Genomic DNA, 22,564 nt, shown 5'->3' with positions numbered 1-22,564 from the left:
TTTTAATTTCTAATTCTAAAATACCATGGCACACAAGAAAGGCGTAGGTAGCTCCAACAACGGCCGCGAATCAGAAGCAAAGCGTCTGGGCGTGAAAATCTTCGGCGGGCAAAGCATCATTGCCGGCAACATCATCGTGCGTCAGCGCGGTACCAAGCACCACCCCGGCCAGAACGTAGGTATCGGTAAAGACCACACCTTGTTCGCTATGATTGACGGCACGGTGCAGTTCCGCAAGGGCCGCAAAGACCGTTCGTTTGTATCGGTACTGCCCGGTGCTGTTGAAGCCGCAGAGGTACACACCTCGGCTCCGGCCTCGGCTGAAGCACACGACAACGCGTAACGTTCAGGATTAACCTGGAGTTTTGAGCGAAGGGGACTGTCCGCAAGGGCTGTCCCTTTTTGCATTGCGGTAACCGCAGTTGGTAGTCTTGTATACTAATCTGGGGCTGGATGAATTGTCCGTCGACTTACCCGTTGCATGCGCAATGGTAAGTACTGACCTGCAGCAGGAAGCTTACTGTAGCCTAATAGTCTGGCATGAGCTCCCTTTAGGGAAGGCTTTGGAAAGCACTTAAAGCTGCGTAGGGAGGAGCAGCTGGTGTACAACTGAGGGTATACCAGCCGGGCGCTATGGTAGTGGCCGGGGGTATATGTGGCCGCAGTTCAGAGCCGTAGCCAGAGTAAAGCGTGGGCGGCTCTTTGTGAGGACAGCAGAGGGTAGGCAAAAAAGAAGCGTCCCGGCTGCCATGATGGCAACCGGGACGCTTTAGGTAGCGGGGACTGGACTCGAACCAGTGACCTTTGGGTTATGAGCCCAACGAGCTACCAACTGCTCCACCCCGCACTGTTTGGTAATACAAATGTACTAGGGTTTTTCGGATATGCCAGCTAACGGAGTATAATAAGTCACTGGGGAAGCCCTTTGGCCTGATAATCAAGTAGAAAATTTTACGCAGCAAGAGTGGTAGCTCCTATGTAGGTACAGAATTTTGGGTTATCCAGTCCTTTGGAGGAACTGAGCCGTAGTGGGTATCTGTTTTGTTCTACTTTCTCTTACTCTTATACAATGGCTCTTTTGTCCTTTCTCCCCTCCCTGCGGTGGGCTGCCCCAGTAGTGGCTGCCGGAGTTGCGCTGGCTTCCTGCAACTCTTCTCAAACCACTGAAGCAACCAATGCGTCGGCCACGGCCACTGACTCAATGAGCACGGCTTCGGCTACTGCCGACCCGGCCGCAGCAGGCCCCCGGCAGATAAAGCCAACGGGGCCTAAACCCGCGTGGGCGCCTACCATTGCGCCGGAAATGCAGGCCGTTATGGAAACCCTGGCTAGCTTGGGCGGCAAACCTATCGAAACCTTATCGGCTCAGGAGGCCCGTCAGCAGCCTACCCCCGCTGATGCGGTGATGAAGCTAATGCGCGACAATAACATTCCTACGCCACCCGTCACGGCCGACACGATGAGTCGCATGGTGATGCCGGGCGTGAAGGTGCGGATTTATACCCCCCGCAACGCCACGGGTACGCTGCCCGTGGTGGTGTACTATCACGGCGGGGGCTGGGTAATTGCCAATCTCGATACTTATGACGCTTCGGTGCGGGGCCTCGTAGAAAAAACCGGTGCCATCTTCGTGTCGGTAGCTTACCGGCAGGGGCCCGAGCACAAGTACCCTACCGCCCACAATGATTCCTTTGCCGCCTACCAGTGGGTGCTGAAAAACGCTGCTTCCTTTAAAGGCGACCCGCAAAAGGTAGCCGTAGTGGGCGAAAGCGCCGGGGGCGGCCTAGCCGCTACCGTGAGCATGATGGCCCGCGACAAGAAAGTGATGCTGCCCAAGCACGAGGTGCTGGTGTACCCCATTGCCGGTTACGACCTGAACACGCCTTCGTACCAGAAGTATGCCCAGGCCAAGCCGCTGAACAAGCCCATGATGGCCTGGTTCTTCGAGAACTACCTGCGTGGAGCCGCCGATGGCAAAAGCCCCATGATTTCCCTGGTGAATGCCAACCTGAAAGGCTTGCCGCCAACTACCATCATTACGGCGGAAATCGACCCGCTGATGAGCGACGGTAGCATGCTGGCTGACAAGCTGAAAGCCGCAGGCGTACCCACCAAGTATCAGAATTACGACGGTGTGACCCACGAGTTTTTCGGCATGGCTGCTGTGGTGCCCCAAGCAGGTCAAGCTCAGGACTTGGCCGCTGCCGAGTTGAAAAAGGCTCTGCAATAAGTAAGTCAGCTTAAAAACAAAAGCCCCTTTGCTGCGTGCAGCGAAGGGGCTTTTGTTTTTCCAACGCAAAGCAGATTTGCGTAAACCAACTCAACGGCTTAACCCGAAATTATTCTGCGTCAAAAGGATAAGGATATGCTAAGCTGTGCGCAAAGTACCCATTACTGGCGCCCACGAGGCTGCCATGAAGGCCATATTTTTAGTATGCCCGAAGAAAAAGAGAAGCTTAGAAGCGGCTGGTAATGCCGAAGTGGATCTTGCCGGAATTCAGGGCGAAGCGCTGCTGCTGGTCGCGGCCGAGGGCGTAGACGAACTGGAACTGGCCTGCCCCCGTGCGGAAGCTTAGGCCGGCTCCGAGGCCCGTGGGCGTGTCGTGGGGGAGTGGATTGGTGGGCAGGTCGCGGCGCAGGTAGGCTTGGTCCACGAACAGAAACACGTAGGCATCGGGACCCGTGAACTGGCGAAATTCGGCGGTGCCTACCGCGTACTGGCTGGCGTAGTAGTTCAACTCGTTAAAGCCGCGCAGGGTAGCCAGCCCGCCCAGCCGGAACAGGTCGTTGAGAAACAAGCGCTGGTTAACCAGGGCCTCGCCGCGCAGGCGCGTCAGGAGCACGCCGCCCTGCCCCACCCGAAAGTACCGCTCTACCCGAACGCCCAAGCTGACCTGGGTAGAGCGCAAGGCCACTCCTTCGTACAAGGCCTCATTGACATCGGGATTTTTGCTGATGCGCTTGGTGCCGATGGAGGCCTGCCCGCTGGCTAGTACGCCGCGCCGCGGAAAGTAGGGGTCGTCGAGGGTGTTCCAGGAGTAATCGAGGCCGTAGGAAGTGAAGCGGGAGTCGATGTTCTCGGGTAGTACGGTGGCTCGTTTGAGGGTCGTATCAATCAGGCGGGAGCTGCGCCACTCCACAAAAAAGGCGAGCCGGCCGGCCTGGGTCATGGGATATACCAGCTGCAGGCGGGGCCGGGCGGTCAGAAACAAGTCGTTCTGTTTTAGCAAGTTGAAAGAGCCATCCAGCTCCAGCGGCGTGCCGAAGAAAGCGGGATGCACGTACTGCGCGTCCAGGAGCTGGGAGGTGACATCGAGCTTGCGCCACTGCACGCCTACTCCCTTGCCGCCCCCACCAATGTTGCGCAGGTTAATGGTCACGTCGCCGGTAACCTGGATGCGTTTCTGGCCGATGCCGGGGTTGGGGTTGGGCAGCACCCCCACAATGGCATCAAACTGGTTGGAGGTCCGGTCTTCGAGCAGAAAAAAGACCCGGGCCCGCCCGCGGGCAAACCGCACTTCCGGCTCGGCTTTCAGGCGCAGGTAGGACAGCTGGCGCAGGCGACGGGCGGCTTCCTGGATGCGCTGCTGGCTGAAGGGCTGGTTGGGCTCAATCTGCAGGTATTTGGTCAGGAAGCGGGCGCGGGTTTTGTTTTTGCCGACAATCTGCAGGGAGTCAAACACGATGGCGGGCCCGCGCCGCAGCACTACCCGGCCTTCCACATCCGCCCCCCGCAGCGCCACCGAATCGAGGCCAATGGTGGCAAAGGGGTAGCCCTGGTTTTCCGCTTCGTGCAGGATGTTTTCCTGAAGCTTGGCCCACTCCTGAGGCCGCAGCGGCTGCTCGTAAAACAGCTTTTCGCGGTAGCCAGCCCGGGTCAGCAGCCCGTCGCCGAGGTTGCCGTTGCGCAGGCGGGCCCAGCGGAATTCCTCGCCCACGTAGAGCTGCACGCGCAGCGTATCGTGGTGCCAGCGGAGCTCATCGGCGGAGGCGGTTAGGTAGGCATCGGCCTGCAGGGCCAGCACCAGGGTACGCACCTCGCGCAGGGCGGCCAGTGAATCGGGCAGAAGGCTGCGGTAGCGGTAGGGGCGCACCACGGGGCGGTCGGCAGGCTCTACCAGCAGCTGTAGCGTCACTGGCCGGGCTGGGCGCGGTAGGGGCGGGGTGGAGGCCGCACGTCGGCCAGAGTCGGGAAGCAGGGCTGGCGGCGCGGCATGCAGGGGGGGGGCGGCCGGGTTGAGTGGGGCCGTCTGCTGGGCCCACGCGCCCGTGCCCGACCCAAGAGCCAGGAGCAACAGCCAGAAAACGAAGACGCGGGCGTACATTTGCAGTCAGAAACGCGAAACGCCGCGTTTAATTTCCCGAAAGTACGCCAGCCCCGGGCTTAGTTCCGAAGCCCCGCACTTCGTGCGGTTTTCCGGTGGCCTTTCAGCGTCCGTCCCAACTCCTTGCCCGGAATAATCTGGCGGGCCGGCCCGGTAGCCAGCTTCGCCAGCGGCCTGGCTGCCGGAATGGAACGCCCACCGCCCGCCGCCCTGTTTTCATCCCACCACCGCTTATTACCTCAGCCTGCCTTAACTACCGTTAGGGGCGGGGAGGTAGCCGCCTCCGGTGGGTTTCGTTTCTCGTTCATGTCTGGTCTCTACCTTCATATTCCGTTCTGCAAGCAAGCCTGCCACTACTGCGACTTTCACTTCAGCACGTCCATGGCCCTAAAGAGCCGCCTGGTGGAAGCCCTGACGCGGGAGCTGGCCCTGCGCCAGGACTACCTCGGGCCGGCCGCTGAGCTCAACACCATCTATTTCGGCGGCGGCACTCCGTCGTTGCTGACGGCGGCCGAGCTGGACACGATTTTCGCGGCCATTCACCAGCATTTCCGGGTGGCTGCGGATGCGGAAATTACCTTGGAAGCCAACCCCGACGACCTGACCCCGGCCAAGGTGCGGGAGTTGGCCGCCTCACCAATTAATCGGCTGAGCATCGGCCTGCAAAGCTTTCATGAGCCCCACCTGCGCCTCATGAACCGGGCCCACTCAGCCCAGGAGTCGAGGGCCGGCGTGCTGCGGGCCCAGGATGCGGGCTTCGAGAATATTTCCGTGGATCTGATTTACGGGGTGCCCTCGCCTACCCATGCGCTGTGGGAAGAGGATATGGCGGCGGCCTTTGCGTTGAACGTGCCCCACCTGTCCTGCTACGCCCTTACCATTGAGCCGGATACGGTGTTCGGGCGGCAGCTGAAGAAGGGCAAGTTTGCAGCCCCGCCCGATGAGTTCGTGGCCCGGCAGTTTGAACTACTGCTGGTGGAAATGGAACGCTACGGCTACCAGCAGTACGAAATCAGCAACTTCTGCCGGCCCGGCCGCGAGTCGCGCCACAACTCCGCCTACTGGCGCGGGGTGCCGTACCTGGGGCTGGGACCAAGCGCCCACTCCTTTAACGGCCACAGTCGGCAGTACACGGTGGCTAATAATCCGCAGTACGTAGCGGCCGTGCTGGAGACTGGCCAGGTGCCTGCCACCGTGGAAACGCTCAGCCCCCAGGACCGCGCCAACGAGTACCTGATGACCAGCCTGCGCACAACCCAGGGCTGCGACCTGGCCTACCTGCGCGAGGCGCTGGGCGTTGACCTGCTCCGGCAGCGTGCCGGCTACCTACAGGAGCTGCAAACTACTGGCCTGGCCACGCTAACCAGCAACGTGCTGCGCCTGACCGATGCCGGCAAGCTTCTGGCCGACCACATTACCCTGGAGCTGTTTCAGGGGTAGGGCCGCCCGTGGCCGCGTGAGGAAAGTGAGGAAGTAGAAGCATGAGTGATACACTCCGGCCGGAAATCTGCTAATTTCCCGTCCTACCCACTCTTTTTACAGTGACTGGTTTGCCGCCGTCCGGTGCCGCCTGCGTGCTGTTCGCTCCCGGATCGGTGGCTGCCTTTGTATAACCCCGTGATTATGAGAAGACTGATTGATGCCCTGGCCGACGACACGGATTTCTTTATCGAACAGGTGCAGATAACAGCCATTGTGTTTGATAACTCCGACGACGTTACCATCTGGGCTACCACGTACTTCGACCAGGAGTCCCACTTTTTCCATTTGGGACTTCCTTTCCAGCAGCTTGACCTGTTGCTGCGCCTGGCCGGCGCCCGGGCCGAAGCCCTGCAGGAAGACGTAGCCGATGCCCTGGCTACCGTGCACGAGTGGCCCTGCCTGCTGGAGTACACCACCGACGCCGATCCGCCCGTGCCCCTGCCCAACGTGGCCCTGAAGCTCTCCTGCACCTACCCCGCCGATGAGCCCTTCGAGGAAGGCGAAGAAGGTGAGGAAGAGGAAACCTTCGACATCAGCATGGACGCCGAGAGCGAGGAGGCCGCCGAGTACGAAGCCGGCCAGCCCCATAATATCTTCTACCTGGAAGGCGTGTTCCTGCGCGTAGAGCCGTAGCGGTGAAACGGTAACTGAGTGACTAAGTGAGTTTTCCATGGCATTGGCACAATTCAAACAGGAAACTCACTCAGTCACTTAGTCACCGACTCTCTGTTTCCCACCTCACCAACCTCACTTCATGTTCTATCTTCTGCCTGGGCTGGGGGCCGACGAGCGGGTGTTCCGAAATTTGCTGCCGCTCTTGCACGGCCCTAAGCAGGTGCTGCTCTGGCCCACGCCGGAGCCCAATGAAACCCTGCCCGCTTACGCGGCCCGCATGGCCGCTGGCATTCCACTGGCAGCAGAAGGGCTGCTGGTAGGAGTTTCTTTTGGTGGCGTGGTGGGGCTGGAAATCAATCGGTTGCGGCCCCGGCTGCGCACGGTGCTCATCAGCAGTATTCCCGATGCCAGCTGCCTGCCCCCGCTCTTGCGCCTGATTCGGGCAACGCGGGTGTACCGGCTGTTTCCGCCGCAGTGGCTGAAGCTGTTTCCGCGGGCCGGGCAGTGGTATTTCGGGGTAAGAAACGGGGAGGAGTACCGCCTGTTCAAGCAGATTCTGCGCGACATGGAGCCCGTGTACACCCGCTGGGCCATCCACCGCCTGCTACACTGGGACAGTACCCACGTTGGGCGCAGCGTCCAGATTCTGGGCACCCACGACCGGGTATTCCCGCCCGGCCCTACCCCCGTGGAGTACCTGATTCGGGGCGGCGGGCATTTCATGGTGCTCAGTCACGCCGAGGAAATCAGCCGCATTCTGAACCGGTTGCAGGACAAGAACAAAAGCGCAAGCCCGCCCATCGGCTGAGCTTTGCCCCTCTCCCTTGGCCCGCTGGCGGTAGCTGAAAAACCACCTTCCCGTTGTTATTGTGAGTGCAGCGCAGAGTCTGGGGTAGTCATTCAACGGCTTGACTTAGCTTCCGCGCTGCACTGGGAACGACAACGGGAAGGTGACCAGCTTTTAGCTGCATTCCTGCTCACTTTATTATTTTCCTTCATGCTTGCTACTTACCCTTACCACGGCCATTCGTTCGCTTTTGATCCGGCGGCGCCCCTGGATATTTCCCTGCCATTAGCCCCGGGCGAGCAGCAGGTAAACTGCTTTTGGGCCGAGCCAGTGGCGTTTGACGTGATTCGGGTTGGGAATTTTGTGGGCAGTGTAACGGCAGGGGGCAGTACCAACTACAAGCGGGTACACCTCACGCCCCACGGCAACGGCACGCACACGGAGTGCTACGGCCACATTTCCCCCGACCCTAGGGCCACGCTGAACCGCTGCCTGCGCCGCTTCCTGTTCGTGGCCCGGCTGGTGTCGATGCAGCCCCGGCCCCAAACCAACGGCGACGAGGTGGTGCTGCTAGAGGACGTGCGCCGGGAACTAGAGAGTGGCCCCGATGCCGCAGTCCGGCCCGAAGCGGTAATTCTGCGCACCCTGCCCAACCACAAAAGCAAGCGCACCCGCCAGTATTCCGGCACCAACCCTACCTACCTGGAGCCCGCCCTAGCCGAGTATCTGGCCGAACAATATGTGGAGCATCTGCTCCTGGATCTGCCCAGCGTAGACCGGGAGGAAGACGGCGGGCAGCTGCTGGCCCACCACGCCTTCTGGCAGTATCCGCATGCCCCGCGCACCACGGCTACCATCACGGAGCTGATTTTTGTGCCCGACGAGCTGGAAGATGGCCTGTACTTGCTGAACCTGCAGGTCACGAGCCTAGAGCTGGATGCCAGCCCCAGCAAACCCATTCTCTACGCCCTGCGCTAGGTTGCTGGGTCTGTTGGCCGACTGTCCAAAACGCGAAACGGCTCCTGCTGGAGTAGCAGGAGCCGTTTCGCGTTTTGAAAAAACAAAGGTTAGTTCAGCCACACGGTCAGCAGCATTTCGAAGCGGTGCGGGCCGTAGGCGTTGTAGTAAGGAGCTTCGCCTTCAAAGCCGAGCACGTGCACCAAGGGCATACCTTCCGTCCGCGAGTCAACTACGCGCACGGGATATAAGCGGCCTTCCTCGGGCCAGTCGCCTACGTGGTTGTAGGGGCGTTGGCCGGCGTCAATGCAGCGGGCATAATCAATGAAGGGCGCGTGGCGCGTGGCTTCCGCCAGCGTTAGGTTGGCAACTTCGTACTTAGGCATAGATAAATCAGTCTGCGAAAAAACGGCCCCTGGACAGTGTCGATTACACGGTAACTGCCTGAGCTATTTAGTAATGAGAGCCGTAGCGGCCAGCTCTTATACCCCCAAAGGTACGGGCTCCGAATGAGTTCCGCTACCAGCGCGAGGCGTACTATCCAACGCCTACCACCCGCGGATTGTTCTGTGGCGCGGCTGAAAAACAGCTCCGAGCCGCAGAACCTTGCCATCATCCAAACCGCTCTTTGATCCACTCAAAAAAGCCAGGTGAATCCGGGAAATTCAGCTCGAGAAACTACCGTAAAAAAGCAGAGGTAACCCTGTACTTTTTCTCTGCTCGACGCCTATTGTTCAGGTTACTAGCTCGTTAATGCTGCCGTAACCCCCAGCGGGTAGCAAGCGGCTCGGCTAGCCCTTAAGCCCGCTGAACACGAGCGGCAACGCTACACTAAGCGGGTGCTTACGATTCAATGACCGGCTCTAGGGCGCTAACGCCCGCTACAATGGTGGCCGTGTAGGTTTCCAGGGCTAGGCCTAGCTGCTGCTGGTAGGCGGCCGTCTGGTGGGCAATGAAGGAGTCTACCTGATCCGGCGCCACCAGGTTAATGGTGCAGCCGCCGAAGCCGCCGCCCATCATGCGGGCCCCGAACACCCCGGGCGCCTGCTGGGCCGTGGCCACCAACACATCCAGCTCCCGGCAGCTGACCTGGTAGTCGTCGCGCAGCCCGGCGTGGGAGGCGTACATTTCCCGGCCGAAGGCGCGCAGGTCGCCGGCCAGCAGGTGCTGACAAGCCGCTTCTACCCGCGCGTTTTCCTCTACCACGTAGCGGCAGCGCCGGTACACCACGTCGCCGAGCTCGGCCCGGTGGGCCTGCACCTGCGGCAGGGTAGCGTCACGCAGGCTCAGCACGTGGGGGTAGTGACGGTGCAGCACGGCCACGCCCTGCTCGCACTCCTGGCGGCGCAGGTTGTACTCGGAGCTGGCCAGCGAGTGCTTCACGCCGGAGTTGCAGAGCACGACCTGGGCGGCCTGAGTATCAAAGGGGAAGTACTCGTACTGCAGGGAGCGACAGTCCAGGCGCACGACCTGCCCGGCCTGCCCGAACAAGCTGGCAAACTGGTCCATGAGGCCACATTGCACCAGGGCAAACTCGTGCTCGGCTTTCTGGGCCAGGTGCGCCAGCGTCATACGGTCCAGGTTTGTGTGCAGCAGCGCGTCCAGGGCATAGGCCAGCCCGCACTCCACCGCCGCCGAGGACGAGAGGCCCGCCCCCATCGGGATGGTGCCCCCGAACACGCAGTCGAAGCCCGGCACGGCAATGCCCCGCTGCTGAAACTGCGCCACCACGCCCAGCAAGTAGTTGGCCCAGGACGTGTTGCTGCGCTGCACATTGGCCGCCGCCACCGAAAACGTCTTGTTCAAGTCGTGGGCTACCAGCCGGATGGTATCAGTTTGATTAAGCCCCACGGCAAAGCAAATTTCCTTGTCGACGGCCGCCGGCAACACGAAGCCCTGGTTATAGTCCGTGTGCTCCCCAATCAGGTTTACCCGACCGGGCGCGCGTACCAGCAGCGGCTCGTGCTGAAAATGGTGGCGGAAAGAAGCGGCAATGGTGGGGGCTAAGAGCATAACAACGAACAGCTTAGGTAGAAGTGCGGGGAAAGGTTGACGCCGGCTGCACGTAGGATAGCCGCGCGGCGTAGGGTAGTGGTACGAGAAAAGACCAACTTTCGCTGCTCAACCGCATACCCTTGGCCGACGCCCTTGCATTAGCAGAACGCCGGCGCTTTAGAGCTTGAACTGGAAGCTCACCTTGACGCCAAACGTACGGGCTCCGGGCGAGCTGCGGTAGGTAAGGCGGTGCAGGAAATCTACCCGGGCCACTTTAAAGATATTCTCGACTCCGTAGCCCACTTCCGCGTAGGGCAGGCGGCCCAAGGGCCGGAAGGAGGGTAGGGGCCCGCCGTTCACGGGGTCTTCCTGCGGAATGATGCGCCGGTTGGCTTCGCGCACGCTGCCCCACAGCACGTTGCCGGTAGCTACCAACCGCCAGTTCAGCTGCTTTACGGCCGGAATGGAGTTGAGCAGGAAGCCTTCGAAGTGGTTTTCGGCCCGGAAAGACACGTACTGGTCACTCACGAACTCAAAGTAGCGCATCAGGTTAAAGGCCCCCGCATTGTAGAACGGCGACTGGTTGCCGAGGTGGGTTTTGAGCACCGGGTAGGGCACCGTGCTGGGAATGTAGCCCGCATCGAGGCGGTAATCTGTGCGGCCGAGCTGACCCAGCCGGATGCTCTGGTCGATGAGCAGGTTGAGCTTGTGGTAGCGAAAGTCGGAGCCCAGCACTTTATCGACCCCCAGCGTGTAGCGCACCGTGAATACGGGCCAGCGCTTCAGCCCAATGGCCGTGCGGCGGTTCTGGTTGTTTTCTACCAGCACCTCGTCGCGGGCGTAGCGCGACTCCAGCACAATTTCCGACAGGTCGAAGTGGTCGTTGGTGGGGGCGCCGGGCCGCGGCTCCTGGGTGTAGTAAGCAAACGGATACAGGGGCCGAAACTGCTGGTGGCGCAGCAGTACGCGCTGGGTAAACCCCCGAAACAAGTCCGATTGCAGGGCTACCGTGGTCAGGTTACGGCGCAGGGGGCGGCTACTGCTGATGTCGCCCAGGCGGGCCGACGCCTCAAACAGCGGGTTTTCCAGGGCGTAGTCGTTGTCGAGCAGGGCTACCTGGTCCAGGTCCTGCCGGTGCTCGAAGTTGGCGACCGTCCAGTGCCGGCGGTCCAGCACGCGCTGCACCCGCAGGCCGTACTTGAAGCGCCCGTCGCGGGTGCCGTAGGCCAGATAGGTGCGCAAGAGCCAGTCGCGGCTCAGCTCCGGCGTCGTCCGGAACCCTACCCGGAAGCGGTGGCCTTCAATGCTGTTAAAGCTGTACGCCGTCAGAATCGGTCCCAAATCCACCTTGCCCGCCCGGTAGTACCCGTTCACGGCCACGTCGGCCACTTCCAGCAGGGACCGAACCGCCGGCAGCTGGCGCACGGAGTCCAGCACTTGCAGGGTTGCGGCCTCCTCCCGACTCAGCGAGTCGGGACGGTTCTGCTCGAAGAAGTTCTTGGGCACCTCGAAGGCCGAAGCCAGGGTTTCCAGGGGCCGGTCGTAGAAGGGCAGGGGCTTGGGCTGATTCACCACAAAGCCGGAATTGACCGTGACAAAGCGGGCCACTACCCCCGTGCTGCCCTTGGTTGGCTTGATGCCAATAACCACCCGCGTGCGGCGGGGTAGCTCGCCCCCCGCGGGGGTAGGCGTCATTTCCTGGTACACCCGCACCTGCTCCACAAAGTTGAGGTTGGCCTCGGGGCTAACGGCCAGGTCTAGTTTGCGCAGGGCGTAGGTAGAGGCGCTGATCCAGATGGTCCCCGTGAAAGCCAGGTCCTGGGGGCGCCGGGGCACTACCCCAAGCTGGTAGCAGAAGTCCTGGCCCAGCATCACTGAGTCCTGCAGCTCATACTCGTAAGTGAACTTCCAGCCGTCGGCAATAGGCGAGATGAAGTCCTTGCCCAGCAGCTGCTGCCAGTTGCGGTAAAAGTCCCAGTCCTGAAACGAGGAGCCCATGATCTGCGACACCACGGAGCCCTCGCGCGGGGCCGCTCCCCGCATCTGGGTCTGCCGAATTTCTTCGCGCTTGCGCAGGGGCTCGTTGTTCTGGTAAAAGCGCGACAACACCTCGGAGGCAAAAATGGGCACCACCGGCTTGCCATTGGCATCCCGGGCCACGCCCAGGCTGTCGGCTACCTGGGTCATCTGGCGCAGCACCTTGCGGCGGCTGAGTTGGCTGGGAAGGTTGTTGAGGGCTACTTCGGTGCGGTTGTAGCTCTCGAACTCAAAAGCCCGGAGGTAGCGCTTGTCGTTCTGGGGCTTGTGCTGCTGCACCCGGCGCAGAATATCATAGGCCGGGTTTTCCCGGGGCCGCACCACCACCTCGCCCAGCGACACGCTGCCGCTGCCCAGGCTGAAGTTAACGGTCTGGCGGTCGGGGCTGGCGGCCACTTTCTTTTTCTGGGGCGCGAAGCCAATGGCGGAGGCCACCAGCGTGTCCACGGGCCCCGTTAAGGTGAGCTGATAGCGGCCGTTGTCGTCGGCAGTAGCGCCCTGGCTGGTGCCGCGCACAAACACCGAGGCAAACGGCACGGGCTGCCCCGTAGCCGCCTCCGTGACCCGCCCGCTGAACAGTATCCGCTGGGCCCAGGCCACCGGCGCCCCCGACACCAGCAGGAGCAGGCAGAGCAGCAAAGACACTAATTTCATACTACTGAGCGTATACGGGCAGTTAGACGCAGGTTCGGTAACAAGATACTGGTTAGTCGCTGATGAAAGGCAGGCCCCGCAGAAACTTGTCCCCTAGTCTTCTAGTCAACCGGAACCAACAGGGCACCCGGCTATAAGCCAGATGCCCCCGGGGCTAGTTCAGGCAGCACAGAAAAAAAGCAGCACGGCCAGCCCTGCTGGGTGCCGCACTACTTCGGACATTCCTCCCTGGTCAGGGTTTCGTTGATGCTAATGGCGGCGGCGCTACCTTCGGCGGCCGCCAGAATAGCCTGTTGTGTGCCGGGGGTAGTGTCGCCGGCCGCGTACAGGCCCCGCACGGTGGTTTGCTGCTTCTTGTCTACCCAGATGGCGCCCTTACTAGTGAGTCGGCAGCCGATTTTTTCGGCCAGCGGAGTGCGCTGGTGCTGGTGGGCGTGCACGAATACGGCCGTCCGCGCCAGCTTCTCCCCCGACGCAAACACGATGTGCTGCAGCTCGCCCGCAGGAGTGCCTTCCAGGCGAATAACCGGCTCTTCCCGCACCTGAATTTTTTGCTGGCGCAGGCGGCGGCGGGCGTTTTCGGTCAGGAATCCCGGCCCGTCGATGCAGGCCACCACGTCCTTGCTCCAGCGGCTGACCAGCAACGCCAGCCCAGTTACCATTTTGGCCCGCCCGTACACGGCCAGGGGCTGGTCGCGCACTTCCCAGCCGTGGCAATAGGGGCAGTGCAGTACCCCCCGGCCCCACAGGTCGCGCATGCCATCAATGGGGGGTAGCTCGTCCTCCACCCCGGTGGCCAGCAGCACCTTGCGGGCCGTCAGGGTAGACTTCCGGCCCGTTGAACCCTCCAGGGTCAGCTCAAACCACTGTTCGTGGGCCGCCACCTCCAATACCCGGGCCTCCCGAATCTCGACCGTGGCATACGGCGCCAGCTGCTCACGACCCAGGCGCAGCAAGTCAGCGGGACGGGTTCCGTCGCGGGTGAAGAAGCCCTGTACCGCGGGCGAGTCGGTGTTGCGTGGGGAGCCACCATCTAGCACCACTACTTTGCGCAGGCAGCGGCCCAGCACCAGAGCGGCGCTAAGGCCCGCACTGCCCGCCCCTATAATGGCAACGTCAACATCGGTGAGCGGCTGGGCAAGCGGGCGGTGGCGGGGAGCACGAGGAGTAGGCATAGTTGACAGGTTTTTCCGTTTGCCTATACCAGGAATACCAGGCAGAAGTTAGGTTGAGCCAGCTGCTACTTCCCTAACCACAAGCAAAAAGCCTCTTCCCAGCGGGGAAGAGGCTTTTTTTAAGGCTTCCGTGTGAAGCTAGGCTATTCTTTCACCAAGCGCTTCGTGAAGCTCTGGCCGTTGCCTTTGATAGTGATTAAGAAGCTACCCTGGGGCAGGCCATGCAGGTTGATAACCTCCGTGCTGCCGCCTTGCTGCGAGAAAGTCCGCACGGTGCGACCGGCCAGGTCGGTTACGGTGACCTGGTAGGTACCTGCAGCCAGCGTGGAGAGGTTCAGACGAGTAGTAGTAGCTTCCGAAGTTGGGTTCGGGAACACCATTACCTCCGTAGCGGCAGCAAAGCGCACCAGCTGCACTTGCGTGAGCGAGGCCGTGCCATCGGTATCGACCTGACGCAAGCGGTAGTAGACCGTGCCCTGGGCTTTGCTACCTGCCTTGGCATCCACGAAGCTGTAGGTGTGGGCCGTAGCAGTAGTGCCGTGGCCCTTTACGGAGCCGATGGCCTCGAAGCGCGTGCCGTCGAGGCTGCGCTCCACCACGAAGTGCTCGTTGTGGAGCTCCTGGCTCGTGCGCCACACCAGTTTGGCATCCTGGCCCTGGGCCTGGGCCGTGAAGCTGACCAGCGTGACCGGCAGCGGTCCGGCCCCAATGGTGAAGGTCACGGGCTGGGTGGTGGTGCCGCCAAACTCATCGACCGTGGTGATGGTCACCGTGTAGGTGCCGGCCACCAGCTGCAGGCGGTTGGAGACGGTAATAGCACCGGTCACCGCGTCCAGGGTCGTGCCCGCGGGCATCGGGTTGCTGCCGGCCGCCAGCACGGCTGAGCGCACGCCCGCATCCTGGAGCTGGGCCGAGGCGGTGTAGTCGGCCCCGTTCACGTCCAGCACGCTGCTAATCAAGTCCCCGTTCTGGTAGGCGGCAATGCCGAAGCCTTTGACTGGGGCGTTGGTGTAGACCGAGTTCAGGTCCTGGCCCACGGCAATGGTGTAGAGGGTGGGCACGGATACGGCCCCGGCGTTGTCGGTAGCTGAGTAGGTGAAGAACACGTTGCCCACAAAGGAGCTCACGGGGTCAAAGGTGAGCTTGGCGATGTCGCCCACGGCCACCGGAGTGTTCACTGTTACCGTTGCGCCATTCAGGCGCAGCACGCCCTGCGTGGCCGCATCCGGAATCGTGACGATGGTGTAGGAAGCCACCGTGCCGTCCGGGTCCGCGGCCAGCAGCTGGGAGATGGGCAGCGCCCCGGCCGTGTTCCCCTCTGGCGCTTGCAGCTTGTTAATGATGCTGGCCGCAACCGGCGCCTGGTTAATCTGGGTGGTAATGACGGTAGAGCTGTTGTTGCCCGTGTTCGATTCATCAACCGCCGTTACGTTAGCCGTAATGGAGAGGGAGCCCGAAGCCGGCATGGTCACCGTGAAGGTATTTACTACAGCAGCACCTGCACCTGGTGCTTGGGGCGTAGTAATGGGGAAGGTAATGATGTTGCCCGTTTGGGTACCTCTGCCCGAAATGTTGGTAGCCGTTACGCCGGCCGGCAGGGTAACCGTCTGGGTAACCGCCTGAGAATTGGCCGGGCCGTTGTTCAGCGTCTGCACCGTATACGTGAGAGTAGCACCGGGCAGGGCCGCAGCCGGACCGCTGATGGAAGTTACTTCATCGTAGGTGTTAGGAGCAGCGGGCTGAGTAACGTTGATGGTAGCGGTGGCCACGTTGTCGTTAATAGCCGCCTCCGGGTTAGCCGAAGAAATAGCAGCAAAAAGCTTTAGTGAACCAGTGCTAGGCGCCGTTACCGTAAAGGTGAAAACCTCATTTTTGTTTTTGGCTATAGCAGTGGTGTTGAAGGTAAGGATGCCCGTGGCCTGATTGTAGCTGCCCGTTGCATTACCCTGACCACTGATATTGGTTACTACCGTGCCAGGGGCGAGGTATATCCGCTCTACTAGCGTTGCAGCATCGTTGCCTGAACCGTTCGTGAAAGTAGCGGTGAAGCTCACGGGTGCACCGGGTGCTACGGTTGAAGTAGCCGGAGTCAAAGCTGCACTGAGAACGTAAGCAGCAGTAGCAGAACCAGTAGCCGTTACAACCGCTGCGGAAGTATTGTTACCAGCTACTGGGTCAGGAGTAGTGCTGCTAACTACTGCCGTGCTCGACAAGTTGGTGCCCGAAGCACGTGGGTTCTTGAACGTAACGTAGTTGCTTGCAACAGCTCCATTAGCCAGATTGGTGTTCGTGAAGGTAACCAGACCCGTAGTGGCATCATACGTACCATCTGGGCTGCTCACGTCAGCAGTAGCCAAGCCCGTGGGCAGCTGAATAGTGGTTGTTACGGTACCTGCCGTAGAAGGACCGTTGTTGGTCGTCTCGGCAACGTACGTTACCGCTCCGCCCGAAGCCACGGTAGCCGGGCCGCTCAGAGTAACCGTCAGATCAGCCGAAGCATTAACAGTAGTCGTAACCTTCGCCGAATTGTTGCCGGAAACGGGGTCGGGGGTGCTGCTGCCTGTGTAAGCAGTAGCGGTGTAGTTGCCCGTGGTGGCAGGAGTGAAGCTAACCGTGAAGAACTGCGACTCACCAGCCAAGCTGCTGGCAACGGTCGGGAAGGTCACCAAACCGGTAGTAGCGTTGTAAGTACCGGCGCTCAGAGTTACGCCCGTCAGGCCGGCGGGCAGCTGCAGGGTAGGCGTGCGGTTGATAGCCGTACCGGGGCCATTGTTGGTATAGAATGCCGTGTAGGTAACGGGGCTGCCAATGGTTACGGAAGCGGGACCCGTGATGGTAGCGGCCAGATCAGCCGTGGGCAATACGGTTACTTTGGTCGAGGAAACGTTATTGCCTGCAACCGGATCCGTCGTAATCTGGCTGGCCGTGGTCGTGGTGGAGCTTACAAAGGCCGTGGCCAGCAACTGACCACCCACCGTGGCAGGCATGGTAAGCGCAATGGTGTTGGTCTGCTTCTCGCCGCTAGCCAGTGTGTTGATGGTATTGAAGGTTACCAGGCCAGTCACCGTGTTGTAGGAGATGCCGTTACCAAACAGCAGGGTGTTGGTACCCGTGCCGTTGGAGGAAGCGCCATTGATGGCAAGCGCACCAGCCGTAAGGCCGGGCACAAGCTGTACCGTTTGCACCACACTCGAAGCCGGGTTGGGGCCGTCGTTACCGGTTACGACCGTCAGCGTGACGCTGCCGTTCGGGTTCACCGTCTGCGCCGAGGGCGTAATGGTGGTGTACAGGTTGGCAACCGGCGTGGAGGAGGTAGTGGGCGTAATGGTGATGTTAGCCGGAGCCGTAGCCCCGTTCAGAGTAGCGCTGTTGTTAGCCGGGTTAGAGTCGCCGGTAGCAGCTGTGTTCGGCGTTACCGAAGCCGTGGGGGCAAACGAAGTAGCCGGAGCCGAGAAGCTGACGGTATTAGCTACCGTCTGGCCAGCGGCCAGGGTAGGTAGGTTCAGGAAAGTTACCAGGCCATTGGAGCTATCGTAGCTACCATTGTTCGACACGTATACGTTCTTCAGGCCGCTCACTAGCTGCACGGTCTGGACTACGTTGGCCGTGGCCGCTGCCCCAATGTTGGAGGTTGTAACGTTAAGCGTAACCAAGTTGCCCTGCGTAGCAGCAACCGGACCGCTAAGAGTCGTGCGGATGTCGGTAACCGGGGTTACTACCGTCGTCAGCGTCTGCGAGTCGTTGGCCGTAGCCCCTTCCTGGTTGGCGCCCGTAGTAGTTGCTACCGTATTTACGGCGTTGAATACGCCCGGTGCAGTAGGCAGCGTGTAGCTGTAAGTAAACGACTGGCTCGTGCCAGCAGCTACTGCAGTGGTGCCAAAGTTGATCGTGTTACCGCTCAGGGTACCACCGCCCGTGTTCGTTACCGTAGCGCCAGCCGGAATAGTCACCGTGCGCGTCGTAACGGCCGAGTTGTCCGGGCCGTTGTTGCCAAACTGAACCGTATAAGTCTGGGTAGAGCCCGGCAGGGCCGAAGTAGCGCCACTCGTAAAGCGGGCATACACATCGGCCTGGTCACAGAACGTGATGATCTGGAAGCCCATGGTGTGCGTACGGTCCGTAGTGGCCGTAGCGGCAGCAGGAGCAATGTTTTCGTAGGTAATAACTACGCGCTGTACGGGGCTCGGGAAGCTGATAATAACGTCGCCGGTGGCCGCTGCCGTGCTGGTAGCAATACCAGTTACGGCATTAGCTTTAAAAGCTGGGTCGGAGGTAGCCGTGGCCCCACTGCCCGTGCCTACAAACCGGTTGATATTGTTATTAATACCCGGGCCGCCAAAGTTACTTGTGCCAAGCGCTAGGGGCGTTGTGCTGGTGGCCGAGCTGTACGCATCAAAGGTCATGCGGTCAATGAAGCTGCCATTGGTCACGTCCTTGTCCAGGTCGGTTGCCCGGAGCGTCAGGTTGCTTACGGGCCGGTTAAAGGTCAGCACCACGGAGGCTACGTCGGCGGAAGCATCGCCACCAACTACGTTACGCTGCCATACCAGATATTTACCGGTACCTAAAACGTTGTTGACCCCTACCGCGAAGGTATTAACACCGGTACCCGTGTTCGTGCCCGTGTAGCCGCTATACGTTACGGAGGTGCCGCTGTTCAGCTGGTCAGAACCGGTTTTCCGGTCCCCGTCGGCTACGGTAGTGTAGTCGAAGGTAGTGGTTTGGTTGCAGGTCTGCGCTAGCGCAGCTGACCTACTGAGTCCGCCCCATCCGACTAGCAGAAGTGCAAATCGTAAGGATGTTTTCATGCAAAAAGTATGTATGGAAGGTTTTGAAATCGGGCAGTAGCTAGCTGAACGCTAGCGGTGAAGAACGAAACTACTTAGCAGCATGGGCCTCCTTCAGCACTATTCGCTCAATTGCAGATATCCCTCGGTAAACATTCTCTTTTGAGTAGTCAGAGGAAGGATGAAATTCTTATATCAGGAAGTGTTTATCCAACTTTTGGAGAAGCCGCAAACCAGTACGAAGGTAGGTAGTTGATTGGATTTATTAGATATTATAGAAATAAAAAAAGCTCCGCTATACAGCGGAGCTTCAGTAAAAAAAGCGTTATACCATCAAATTTAGTACACCTGGCAACGGACACTTCGCTCAACAAGCTGGCGCAACTCATCCGTCAAGCATGTTTCATTCAATAAATCTTCCAAGGCTATATGCAGCCGGTATTTCCAAAAATGGGTCGGGTTAGCCGGTACGTTAATTTGTTCGGCTAGTGGGTCCCGTCGGCGTAGTTGCTCATTCATGGCTAGCAAATCCTGCAGGGGGAAGATGGCCCACATGGCGGGAGAGTGCAGGTGCTGCTCCGTGATTTCGCGAGCTACCCACGGCTCGCAGTACTGCGGGGCTTGCTGGCCCCAGTGCCCCAGCAGATGCTCGAAGAAGCGCTGGGTTTTCTCCCGGTCTTCTTCCCACCAACCGCGCACCGTACTCATGTCGTGGGAGCCGGGGCTTACCACCGACAGGTAAGGGGCCACGGCCGGGTTGCCGAACTCCACGCTCGGGTCTGAAGGCATCCGCTGAATGTTCAGGCCCAGAATGCCTAAGGCTTTCATCACGCCAGGCACCGACTCCGGCACCATGCCCAGGTCTTCGCCGCAAATCAGCATGTCGGTGGCCCAGCGTACGGCGGGGAGCTTTACCAGGCCCTGCCGGCGCCAGAAATCCTCGTGGCGGCGGTAGAAGAAGTCGAAGTACAGCTCCTGCAGGCGCGGGCGCGTCTGCTCGTCCAGCTCCCGGAACGAGCGGCTCAGGTGCAGGGTAATGCGAGGGTGGTAGAAGCCGGCCTGCTGGTCGTCGGGCACGAACAGCACCTCGTTGATAAGCCGGTACAGGCCGGTGCGCAGCCAGGTGTAGTGGTCGGTGTTAGCCGGGTCCTGCTGCACTTTTTCGCTGATGACAGCCTCTACCTGCCGCTGAGTGCGCACAAATTCCTTTAGGCGAATGGCGCCGTGGCCGGCGTCTTCCATGAACTCATCGAACACGGCCTGCGCCTGCCCGTGGAAGGTTTCCTGGAGCACATGCCAGCGGATGTATGGCTCGCACAGGCGGCCATAATCAAACCAGCCGATGCGCTGCTCAATCTCGTGCTGGTGCAGCGGCAAGGCGGGCGAAAAGTGGCCCAGCAGGCCCTCCACCGAGTGGCCGGGAATCTCCCAGATGCGGAAGAAGCCCAGAATGTGGTCTATGCGCAGGGCGTCGAAGTAGCGGGCCAGGTGGCCCATGCGCTGCTGCCACCACTGGTAGCCATCCTCAGCCATCCGCTCCCAGTTGTAGGTCGGGAAGCGCCAGTTTTGGCCCGTCACCGAGAAATCGTCCGGGGGGGCGCCGGCCTGCTGGTGCATGTGGTAGAGCTCGGGCTGGGTCCAGGCATCCACGGAGTGCCGGTAGATGCCAATGGGCAGGTCGCCCTTCACCACTACCCCGTGCTGGCGGGCGTAGTCTACGGCCTCACGCAGCTGCTTATCAAGGTAATACTGGGTAAAGAAGTGAATGCCGAACTCATCAAAGCCGGCACTGTCTTCGCGGGTTAGCTCGGCTACCTGGGCCGGGGTGCGAAACTCCTCGGGCCACTGCGAAAAATCGGCGGTGTTGAACCGGTCGCGCAGGCCCGAGAAGGCCGCGTAGGGTACCAACCAGGCCTGCTGCTCTTGGCGGAACTGCCGGTAACCGGCATCGGCCAAAAAGCGCGTTTTCTCCTGCTGATACAGCTGCTTGATGAACTTCCACTTGGCGTTCATCACGGGCTCGTAATCCACGAAGTCCTTGGCGTTCAGCTCCTCGCGCAGCTGGTCTAGCTCCTGGCGGGCCGCCGCGTCCTGCAGCTCGGCAATGGCTTCCAGGTTCAGGTACTGGGGGTGCAGGGCAAAAACCGAAATGGCGGCGTAGGGGTAGCTATCCACCCAGGTGTGGGTGGCCACGGTGTCGTTGATGGGCAGCACCTGCACCAGCTTCAGGCCGGTGGCTACGGCCCAGTCAACCAGCAGCTTCAGGTCGGGAAACTCGCCTACGCCCAGGCCGCGGCGGCTGCGCAGGGCAAACACGGGCAGGGCCACACCCGCCCCGCGCCAGTTGCCGGTAGGGTAGCGAAACTGGTCATCGGCCTTCACCCGCAGGGTGCGCTTGTCCTCGGCGGCGTAAATCAGGCGGTCCTCGCCGGCCTCCAGGTGCACGATTTTCTGCTCGCGCGGGTCCCAGATACCGTACTTGTAGCGGGTGGTCTGCTCCGGCTGGGCCAGCGCTACTTCGGCCCGCCAGGTGGGGTAGGCGGCATCGGACAGGATAACGGCGCGCTGGGCGTCCCAGCTGCCCAGGGCCGGATCGGAACCCAGCACGCACAGCAGGTGGTCGGAGTCTACGCGCGGGGCCGAGAGCTGGAAGCGCACTACGGAGTCGGCCGAACCGGGAAGCGGTGCGGCCGGGGTAGGCGGGCCGGGGCGCCGCATCAGGGCTTTGGTGAAGGCGGCCGTGTGCAGCTCGTTTTCGGGTAGGGCCGGAGCCCGCCAGAAGTCCTCCAGAACTACGCGCGTAAAGCGGCCGGCCTCGTAACCAATGGTGCGGTTCGGGCCCCATTCCCAATGCTTGCCCCCGTCGCCTTCGTCCAGCAGCAGGTACTTGTACTCCACCGTAGCCAGCTGATCATCGGGCACGCTGATTTCCTGCGCCCAGGTGCCAGAATCGGGGTGGTAGTGCAGGTTCAGAGCGTGGTCGAGGTTCCACTGGCCCAAGCTGGGTAGGGAGCCACAGACTACCAGGCGCTGACCCCAGGTGGTGCGGAAGGGTAGCGTAAAGCGAAGAATCATCGGGGACTTATTTACTTAGAAATGGGCCCGAAAGATAACTCTTAAAGCGCTGATGAAAAGCCGTTGGGGCAGCCGTAACAAGGTAGTTACAGGCAGATTTCTGCCCGCTAATGCCTCGTTGATGAACGGTTGATGCTTGGTTGATTTCTTGCCAGCCGGGACCACAAAATGGCCCATCAATCCGGCAAAATAAAATCCGACGCTGCCTGCTTAAGGTGCCTTGCGCCCTAGTTGCGTCGGGGCTTGCTGCTGCGGCCACGGCCGGCTTTGGCCGTTTGAGTCTGGAGCGTGACAACCAAGTTTTTCTCCTTTTCCGGGGCGCGCAACTCCACTTGTTCCGGGGCGTGGCCCGGGAAGGCTACCAGAAAGCGTACGGGCTGCCCTGCCACTAGTGGCATTATAAAGAAGCCCTCGGAATTAGTAGTTACGGTGCTGGCTGCCCGGCCTACTACTGTAACGGTGGCCCCGGCCAGGGGGTGTCCACTGTCGCTGAACACGGCCCCGGTGAAGGAGACGGTGCGCGCGGCGGAAGTCGTAGGCGAGCCGGGGGCCGACTGGGCAGCGGCCGGGGTCAGGGAAACCCCTGAAACCAGCGCCACTAATCCAAAGGCCCGTCGACAGAAACTGATGATTCGGGGGTAGGAGTGGGCAGAGAAGAGCAACGGCGTGAACGTG

The 22,564-nt window shown here is 60.8% G+C and carries 14 protein-coding genes and 1 tRNA gene; 6 read left to right on the top strand and 9 right to left on the bottom strand.

Annotation, left to right across the window (positions count from 1 at the left end):
• The first annotated feature begins 25 nt into the window (after positions 1-25).
• Positions 26-343, top strand: a complete 318-nt coding sequence (gene rpmA / locus IEW18_RS06815; RefSeq protein WP_188557080.1) for a 50S ribosomal protein L27 — start codon at positions 26-28, stop codon at positions 341-343.
• A gap of 431 nt (positions 344-774) precedes the next feature.
• Here the strand turns inward: rpmA and IEW18_RS06810 are convergent.
• Positions 775-847 (bottom strand) — tRNA-Met (locus IEW18_RS06810).
• A gap of 222 nt (positions 848-1,069) precedes the next feature.
• Here IEW18_RS06810 and IEW18_RS06805 point away from each other — a divergent pair.
• The gene (locus IEW18_RS06805; protein ID WP_188557079.1) at positions 1,070-2,230 is read left to right on the top strand and encodes an alpha/beta hydrolase; all 1,161 of its coding nucleotides are present in this window, start codon (positions 1,070-1,072) and stop codon (positions 2,228-2,230) included.
• A gap of 226 nt (positions 2,231-2,456) precedes the next feature.
• Here the strand turns inward: IEW18_RS06805 and IEW18_RS06800 are convergent, their stop codons facing one another.
• Positions 2,457-4,325 carry a BamA/TamA family outer membrane protein gene (locus IEW18_RS06800; RefSeq protein WP_188557078.1) on the bottom strand — a complete coding sequence of 623 codons (1,869 nt, stop codon included), beginning with the start codon at positions 4,323-4,325 and terminating at the stop codon, positions 2,457-2,459.
• A 306-nt stretch (positions 4,326-4,631) separates the two neighbouring features.
• Between IEW18_RS06800 and hemW the strand changes: the two genes are divergently transcribed.
• The 4 genes from hemW (at position 4,632) to IEW18_RS06780 (ending at position 8,187) form a co-directional block, all read left to right on the top strand.
• Complete coding sequence (hemW, locus tag IEW18_RS06795; RefSeq protein WP_188557077.1) at positions 4,632-5,765, top strand: radical SAM family heme chaperone HemW; 1,134 nt, start codon at positions 4,632-4,634, stop codon at positions 5,763-5,765.
• Between the two features lie 183 nt (positions 5,766-5,948).
• Entirely contained in the window at positions 5,949-6,440 is a 492-nt protein-coding gene (locus tag IEW18_RS06790) for a hypothetical protein (protein WP_188557076.1), read from the top strand.
• Positions 6,441-6,561: 121 nt separating this feature from the next.
• Entirely contained in the window at positions 6,562-7,230 is a 669-nt protein-coding gene (locus IEW18_RS06785) for an alpha/beta fold hydrolase (RefSeq protein WP_188557075.1), read from the top strand.
• A 189-nt stretch (positions 7,231-7,419) separates the two neighbouring features.
• On the top strand, positions 7,420-8,187 hold the full coding sequence (locus IEW18_RS06780; RefSeq protein WP_188557074.1) for a cyclase family protein: 768 nt from the start codon (positions 7,420-7,422) through the stop codon (positions 8,185-8,187).
• Between the two features lie 89 nt (positions 8,188-8,276).
• On the opposite strand, the gene IEW18_RS06775 is transcribed toward IEW18_RS06780, so the two are convergent.
• From IEW18_RS06775 to IEW18_RS06745, 7 genes are all read right to left on the bottom strand, one after another.
• Positions 8,277-8,552 carry a hypothetical protein gene (locus tag IEW18_RS06775; protein WP_188557073.1) on the bottom strand — a complete coding sequence of 92 codons (276 nt, stop codon included), beginning with the start codon at positions 8,550-8,552 and terminating at the stop codon, positions 8,277-8,279.
• Positions 8,553-9,009: 457 nt separating this feature from the next.
• Positions 9,010-10,179 (bottom strand): galactokinase, encoded by a 1,170-nt coding sequence (gene galK, locus IEW18_RS06770; protein ID WP_188557072.1) that lies wholly within the window; start codon positions 10,177-10,179, stop codon positions 9,010-9,012.
• Positions 10,180-10,338: 159 nt separating this feature from the next.
• On the bottom strand, positions 10,339-12,852 hold the full coding sequence (locus IEW18_RS06765; RefSeq protein ID WP_188557071.1) for a DUF5686 and carboxypeptidase-like regulatory domain-containing protein: 2,514 nt from the start codon (positions 12,850-12,852) through the stop codon (positions 10,339-10,341).
• Positions 12,853-13,061: 209 nt separating this feature from the next.
• Entirely contained in the window at positions 13,062-14,027 is a 966-nt protein-coding gene (locus IEW18_RS06760) for an NAD(P)/FAD-dependent oxidoreductase (RefSeq protein WP_188557070.1), read from the bottom strand.
• 143 nt (positions 14,028-14,170) lie between these two features.
• A complete protein-coding gene (locus tag IEW18_RS06755) occupies positions 14,171-18,835 on the bottom strand; it encodes a T9SS type A sorting domain-containing protein (RefSeq protein ID WP_188557069.1) in 4,665 nt (1,554 codons plus the stop codon).
• A gap of 318 nt (positions 18,836-19,153) precedes the next feature.
• Positions 19,154-21,889, bottom strand: coding sequence for a 4-alpha-glucanotransferase (locus IEW18_RS06750; RefSeq protein WP_188557068.1), 2,736 nt, complete (start codon positions 21,887-21,889; stop codon positions 19,154-19,156).
• 227 nt (positions 21,890-22,116) lie between these two features.
• Positions 22,117-22,551 carry a carboxypeptidase-like regulatory domain-containing protein gene (locus IEW18_RS06745; RefSeq protein ID WP_188557067.1) on the bottom strand — a complete coding sequence of 145 codons (435 nt, stop codon included), beginning with the start codon at positions 22,549-22,551 and terminating at the stop codon, positions 22,117-22,119.
• Positions 22,552-22,564 lie beyond the last annotated feature (13 nt).

The organism is Hymenobacter glacieicola, from assembly GCF_014640315.1.
GTDB classification, from domain to species: domain Bacteria; phylum Bacteroidota; class Bacteroidia; order Cytophagales; family Hymenobacteraceae; genus Hymenobacter; species Hymenobacter glacieicola.
This window is presented reverse-complemented; position numbering and strand designations above follow the sequence as displayed.